The organism is Streptomyces sp. NPDC002130, from assembly GCF_040296465.1.
GTDB lineage: Bacteria > Actinomycetota > Actinomycetes > Streptomycetales > Streptomycetaceae > Streptomyces.
Genome location: NZ_JBEOXI010000387.1, coordinates 1 through 5,319, shown reverse-complemented (window position 1 = coordinate 5,319; position 5,319 = coordinate 1). Strand labels below are relative to the sequence as shown.

The 5,319-nt window shown below is 59.7% G+C and carries 9 protein-coding genes and 1 pseudogene; 5 read left to right on the top strand and 5 right to left on the bottom strand.

The window, feature by feature from the left end; genetic code table 11:
- The 3 genes from ABT116_RS39140 to ABT116_RS39130 all read left to right on the top strand — a co-directional run.
- Window positions 1-415: hypothetical protein (locus tag ABT116_RS39140; RefSeq protein ID WP_351644416.1), on the top strand; the 415-nt coding region annotated here is incomplete at its 5' end.
- A 93-nt stretch (window positions 416-508) separates the two neighbouring features.
- On the top strand, window positions 509-865 hold the full coding sequence (locus ABT116_RS39135; RefSeq protein ID WP_003944240.1) for a type II toxin-antitoxin system RelE/ParE family toxin: 357 nt from the start codon (window positions 509-511) through the stop codon (window positions 863-865).
- A 5-nt stretch (window positions 866-870) separates the two neighbouring features.
- A complete protein-coding gene (locus ABT116_RS39130) occupies window positions 871-1,176 on the top strand; it encodes a helix-turn-helix domain-containing protein (protein WP_037131447.1) in 306 nt (101 codons plus the stop codon).
- Between the two features lie 20 nt (window positions 1,177-1,196).
- On the opposite strand, the gene ABT116_RS39125 is transcribed toward ABT116_RS39130, so the two are convergent.
- The 5 genes from ABT116_RS39125 to ABT116_RS39105 all read right to left on the bottom strand — a co-directional run bounded on the left by ABT116_RS39125 (window position 1,197) and on the right by ABT116_RS39105 (window position 3,655).
- On the bottom strand, window positions 1,197-1,862 hold the full coding sequence (locus ABT116_RS39125; protein WP_157770428.1) for a DUF6338 family protein: 666 nt from the start codon (window positions 1,860-1,862) through the stop codon (window positions 1,197-1,199).
- A 2-nt stretch (window positions 1,863-1,864) separates the two neighbouring features.
- Entirely contained in the window at window positions 1,865-2,050 is a 186-nt protein-coding gene (locus tag ABT116_RS39120; RefSeq protein ID WP_003944200.1) for a hypothetical protein, read from the bottom strand.
- A 98-nt stretch (window positions 2,051-2,148) separates the two neighbouring features.
- Complete coding sequence (locus ABT116_RS39115; protein WP_003944213.1) at window positions 2,149-2,505, bottom strand: helix-turn-helix domain-containing protein; 357 nt, start codon at window positions 2,503-2,505, stop codon at window positions 2,149-2,151.
- A gap of 402 nt (window positions 2,506-2,907) precedes the next feature.
- Window positions 2,908-3,327: a hypothetical protein gene (locus ABT116_RS39110; protein WP_003944284.1), complete on the bottom strand. Its 420-nt coding sequence runs from the start codon at window positions 3,325-3,327 to the stop codon at window positions 2,908-2,910.
- A gap of 130 nt (window positions 3,328-3,457) precedes the next feature.
- Window positions 3,458-3,655: a hypothetical protein gene (locus tag ABT116_RS39105; RefSeq protein ID WP_350835029.1), complete on the bottom strand. Its 198-nt coding sequence runs from the start codon at window positions 3,653-3,655 to the stop codon at window positions 3,458-3,460.
- Between the two features lie 200 nt (window positions 3,656-3,855).
- On the opposite strand from ABT116_RS39105, the gene ABT116_RS39100 reads away from it, so the two are divergent.
- Both ABT116_RS39100 and ABT116_RS39095 read left to right on the top strand, forming a co-directional pair.
- Entirely contained in the window at window positions 3,856-4,254 is a 399-nt protein-coding gene (locus tag ABT116_RS39100) for a hypothetical protein (protein ID WP_003944286.1), read from the top strand.
- A gap of 58 nt (window positions 4,255-4,312) precedes the next feature.
- A pseudogene (locus ABT116_RS39095) lies at window positions 4,313-5,161 on the top strand (zinc-ribbon domain-containing protein); the annotation flags it as partial.
- Between the last annotated feature and the right edge of the window lie 158 nt (window positions 5,162-5,319).

Sequence of the window (5,319 nt, the reverse complement as noted above, 5' to 3'; positions counted from 1 at the left end):
GAAAGATGTAGGCAATGCGCCCCAATCGGGCCCATTGCATGTGATCTGGCTGAGGGAGGATCGCCAGCTCATCGCCAATCTGGTGAGGGGACGAAAGCTGGATCGGAAACAGGCAGCCGCGATCAGAGAGGGGCGGGACAAAATCGACCGGACGATCAAGTCGTTCGAGGGTGCAGACGCTCGCGTAATAGTGCACACGATCAACTGCGAATCAGTGGGGCCGGGGCCAGACGACCGGCGTGGCCCGCGATGGCAACGCTCGTTCAGGTTGGCCAGAGAGGCAGTCGAACTGGTTCTCGGAGAAGAATACAAGGACATCATCGCACCCCACCTAACCAAGCTGGCAGTCAAACAGAATCCCGACCCTATCGAGAAGTGCCTGATCGACTGGCTCGGTAAAGACTTCCTGAGTTGATGTCAGAGCTGTAAGTCGTTGCAGGATGTGCACCGCTGGCACCGCCGCAGAAACGGATCCCCAAATATCACCTATGAGTGATATTATGACGAAGTGTCGATCTGGAGTGTGGACGTCGAGTTGGTCGAAGATTGGCTTGCACAGCTGGATCAGTCGTCCTATGAACAGGTTGTCGCTGCACTTGAATTGCTCGAAGAACGTGGGCCTCAGCTCGGTCGGCCGCTGGTCGACACGGTCACTGCCTCCCGCCACAAGAACATGAAGGAGCTACGGCCGGGATCGAGTGGGCGCTCGGAGCTGCGAGTGCTGTTTGCGTTCGACCCGCATCGAAAGGCGATCTTGCTGATCGCGGGAGACAAATCAGGTCAGTGGACCAAGTGGTACAAGAAGAACATTCCGATCGCCGACGATCTGCTCGACACCCACATCGAAAACCTGGAAGGGAAGTGAACGTGATGGCAAAAAGTCTCGACGACATGCTCAACGCACGGCCCGTCGACCGGTCCGCCGTGGACGCGCACAAGGGCCGACTGCTCGAGGAGGTACGGGCCTACCGACTCAAGGAACTCCGCAAGAATGCTGCCTTGACTCAAGGTGAGGTCGCAGACCGTCTCGGCGTCGGCCAAAACCGCATCTCCAACATCGAGCGCGGGGACCTCGCACGAATTCAAATCGACACCCTGCGCCGATACGTCGAGGCAGTAGGCGGTTCCCTGCGTGTCGAGGTCGAACTCGGAGACGACCGCTTCCACATCGCCTGACCGCAGTGCCGGCCGGTCACCTACGGCGGTGGATCACCGTAGGTGACAACCATCGAGACGATCTCCGGACCGGGCAGGATGACGCGCATCCACTTGTCGGGAACCTTCGCCATCTGTGACGCGGCAGCATCGCGGACAGACAACGGGGGACTCAGGACCAATTCCCTGTTCGCCATCTCCGGGTCGGGCGTGTATTTGGCGACCCGCCCACCCCAGACCGTGCCGCTTTTCATTTTGACCAGGGCATATGCGACACCTGGGTCAGGTAGATCGTCACGCAGGACCGACCTCCATGCGGAAATGTCGGAGATCGCGGCTTTGTCCGTGCGGTAGACGAGACGGAACGCGCCGTAGGAGATGCCGAGCGAGACCCCCAAGCAAAGGGCTGCTGCCCACGACACCGCTGCGAGGTGCGCGTTGACGTAACCTGAGCCGCCGCGGATCATCGACGCCGGATCCGGAAACGGGTACTTCTCCCATCGTGCGGCGACGATCATGCCGATTACTGTCACCACAGCTGCAGCGCCGGCACTGCACAGCGTCGACATCAGTGTGATCCGGCTGATCTCGGTGAACACCGTCTCGTGTCGACGGGTGCGCTTGGTGACGCTGGCCAGGTCGTACAGCAGCCCAGGAGCTACGAACACGAAGAAGGCCAGCACTGTCAGCCAGGTACCAGGTGTCACAGTCAGTGGTCGAAATCGCCCCACTGGTCGGAGACGGTTTCCCCGGACGCGGGCGGCGACTCCTGGCGTTGCTCGACAACCACCGGAGCCTCGACGTGCAGCGAGTCGATCGACCCCAAGATCGTGTCCGGATCCTTCGGAGGCACCGCGTAGAGCGTGCCGTCGTCCTGAGCTTCTTCAATACCCATGCCGCTGTCCGTTCGTTCACTCGCGCCGGCACTACTCGCCGCCACTCTGCGCCGTCAGTGTGCCCCATCACCACGACACATGGTGATCGAACCGATGGTCACCCGAAGCTGTCGAGGTCGAGGGTGATCTCGACACCCTCTTTCTCCACCACGATCTTCGCATGCACTGCGCCGGCCGCGGCTAGGTACTGGCGCAGGGTCGAAAGCAGCAGATCGTCGCGATTTTCTATTCTCGATACCGTGCCCTGATCAGTGTCGAGGATCGTTGCGACTTCGGTCTGAGTCAGCTTGCCCGCTTTGCGGATGTCCGCCAGGCCTTGTGCGTAGATCCGGTTCACTTCCGCGCGCTCGGACGCGTAGCGGGTGACATCGTCAGCGATCAACGGGTCCGCAACGAGTCGGTCGATGCGATCATTTCCGCGAATGAATCGGGTCTTATCCGACTGTTCGGTCATCGTTGATCTCCTTCTGTCTGAAACTTCCATGCTCGGACTGCGGCGTCGGCTCGGGGTCCGACACTGTTGTAGAACACGTCGCCGATTCTCGATTTGTCGCCCGCGAACAGTGCCACTACGACGGTGTTGCTGTCGGGTGGGAACCAGCAGATCAGCCGAAATGCGATGTCGGGGTCGAACGGATGGGCAGTGCGCCAGACCTGGTGTTGACCTGATTGGCGGACTCGTTTCAAGTCGGGTTCATCTTCTTGTGGACAGCCTCGCAGGCTCCGCAACAGCGAGAGTGCATCGGCGGCCCACGCGAGGAGGCGCCGGGAGAGCTCGTCTCCTCCTCTGGCCGCGAGAGACCCGATTCGCCTCGTGGACTGAGGAAAATCGGGTCTCTCGATTTGCTTTGGTGAGCTACTCGGCCAATCGACGCAGACCGAGTACTGCCTCTGCGGCGGCGATTGCTTCTTCCTTACGTTCGCTCCAGCCCACGTTATCCCCCGCGTCGATCATGATTGGGTTTCGCAGGGGCACCTCGTACGGAAGCGTCCCGATACCGGTGGAAACCCACAGGTGGAACGCGCCGCCAACCTTCCATCCACCGTCCGACTTCAGTATCGCGGCGACGTTGTGGGTGACATTGAGCCACTGCGTCGCCCCGATTCCGCCGTCGTCGTATTCGTAAATAGGGCTGACGCGTTTTCCGGGGCCACGGCCTCGGTTGTATTCCTCGTCCGGAGTCGCCGCAACAGGGAACCCGTCCAGCCAATACTCCTTAATGATGGCCCTCACCTCGTCGCCCAGCAACGCCCAACCATCGGCATAGCCCGTCATTCTTTCCTCTTCGTTGTGTGCCCTGCCGACTGGCACTGTTCTACGCACGCGTATCCATGACCATTCAAGCGGACATATTTCCAATACTGACTCGGTAAAATCCTCGCCCTGGAGCAACGGCCGCGACCAGTCAATCCGACGTACCCTCGAACAATCGCTCAATCCGACGCACATGTTCACGCGTATAACCAGTCCGACGAACAACCTCCACCTGCGAAACTCCAGACTGTCGCGCGCGCCAAATCTCGCCGTACAGAGCATCCCGAGCAGCCTTCTCCGCGACTACTGCACGCTTGTGCGCCTCGACGGCCTTCTCCAGCGGATCCATGCAGGTGACGTTACCGTCCGACCTGGACGCGAAACGATTCTGAACCGAGTCCACCCTGAATGCTCGGCCAAATGTCCTTCTCACACTTGCCAATGTGACATGCATGAGGCATCCTGAATGTCACATAGAGTTCTTTCCTTCGTGCTTCACAATCCGCGACAGCTCCAGTCACGCTGACCGCATCGCAGACAGAGGACCTCATGACATCCACGGCAACAAATGTCCATGCCCACGCGCAGCGCGCCTGCGACTCCCTCGTCGACCTTGCCGACAATCTCGACGCACTCGGCCGCTACAACCTCCCACAAGACATCCACACCGCAGCCCTGACCGCACAACACATCTCAAACATCCTCAAAGTCGCTTACCAAATCGCGTTCGCCTACCACAACGCCATCCCAGCACCCCGCGATGCGCTCAAAATCTACGACGTCGACGAACGCTCCTATCTCCGCGTCATCCGCAAACACAGTCTCTTCGCCTTCCGTTCCGGATACGACGCATTCCGCTGCTTCGACGACATCCACGACGTCGCACGACGACTGGAAGCGACAACCAACGCCAAGACCGCAGAGCGACTGAGACCGAAGGGCGAGTAGACATTCCGCCCACAGACTGATCCGTTCACTGTCGTACCCCTACACAAGGATTCCGTCCATGCCCGTGCGCGCCATACCTGGACTTACCGATCTCGCCACTCTGCGACCAGATCTCGCCGCAGAGTGGGATGCAGAGAGAAACAAACGGCAACCGACCGATATCACGCCGAAAAGCAGCATCCGGGCGTGGTGGCGATGCGGAAAGAAGCATTCCTATCAGGCCTGCGTCGCCGACCGCACTGCCAAAATCGGTCCAGGATGCCCCTACTGCACACTGATCCGCCCAATTCCCAATGAAACCGACTTACCTACGACTCATCCCGAAATCGCGTCCCAATGGCACCCCACCTTCAACGGCGACCGGACGCCTACCGGCTTTACAGCAAAAAGCAACTGGAAAGCTTGGTGGCGATGTGCCGGCGGTCACGAGTACCAAACAGAAATCACAAAACGCACCAACAGAAAATATGGGTGCCCACACTGCGCAGGTCGCTACGCGATCACCGGGGTCAACGATCTCGCGACAACCGAACCCGAGATTGCAAAGGAATGGGACACCATCCGAAACGATCGACCACCAACTGCAGTCAAGACAGGATCCGAGTACAGCGCGTGGTGGATTTGCCCAGACCGCAGTCACTCGTACGCATCAAGAGTCGAGCAGCGCGTAAAAGCGATAATTGGCTGCCCTTACTGCGGTGGGCGGTTACCTATTCCAGGTGAAACCGATCTCGCCACGCTACGGCCGGAGGTCGCGCGCGAGTGGCACCCCACCAAGAACACGCTCTCCGCCCACGACGTTCTCGTTGCCTCGAACAAGAGCGTCTGGTGGGCATGTTCCAGTGGTCATGAATGGAAGACCACGGTCGCCAGTCGAACAGGAAAATCTGCGACAGGCTGCCCGGTCTGCTCGAACCGGCGGATCGAGCAGGGGATAAACGACCTTGCGACACTTCGACCTGACATTGCTTCAACTGCCGGAACTGGGCGGAGAACCACTTCCCGGACAGCGGCGCGTCCGGCAGGGCACCGGACATGTTGTTGTTGTTGCGCGGGTTGCCCGTG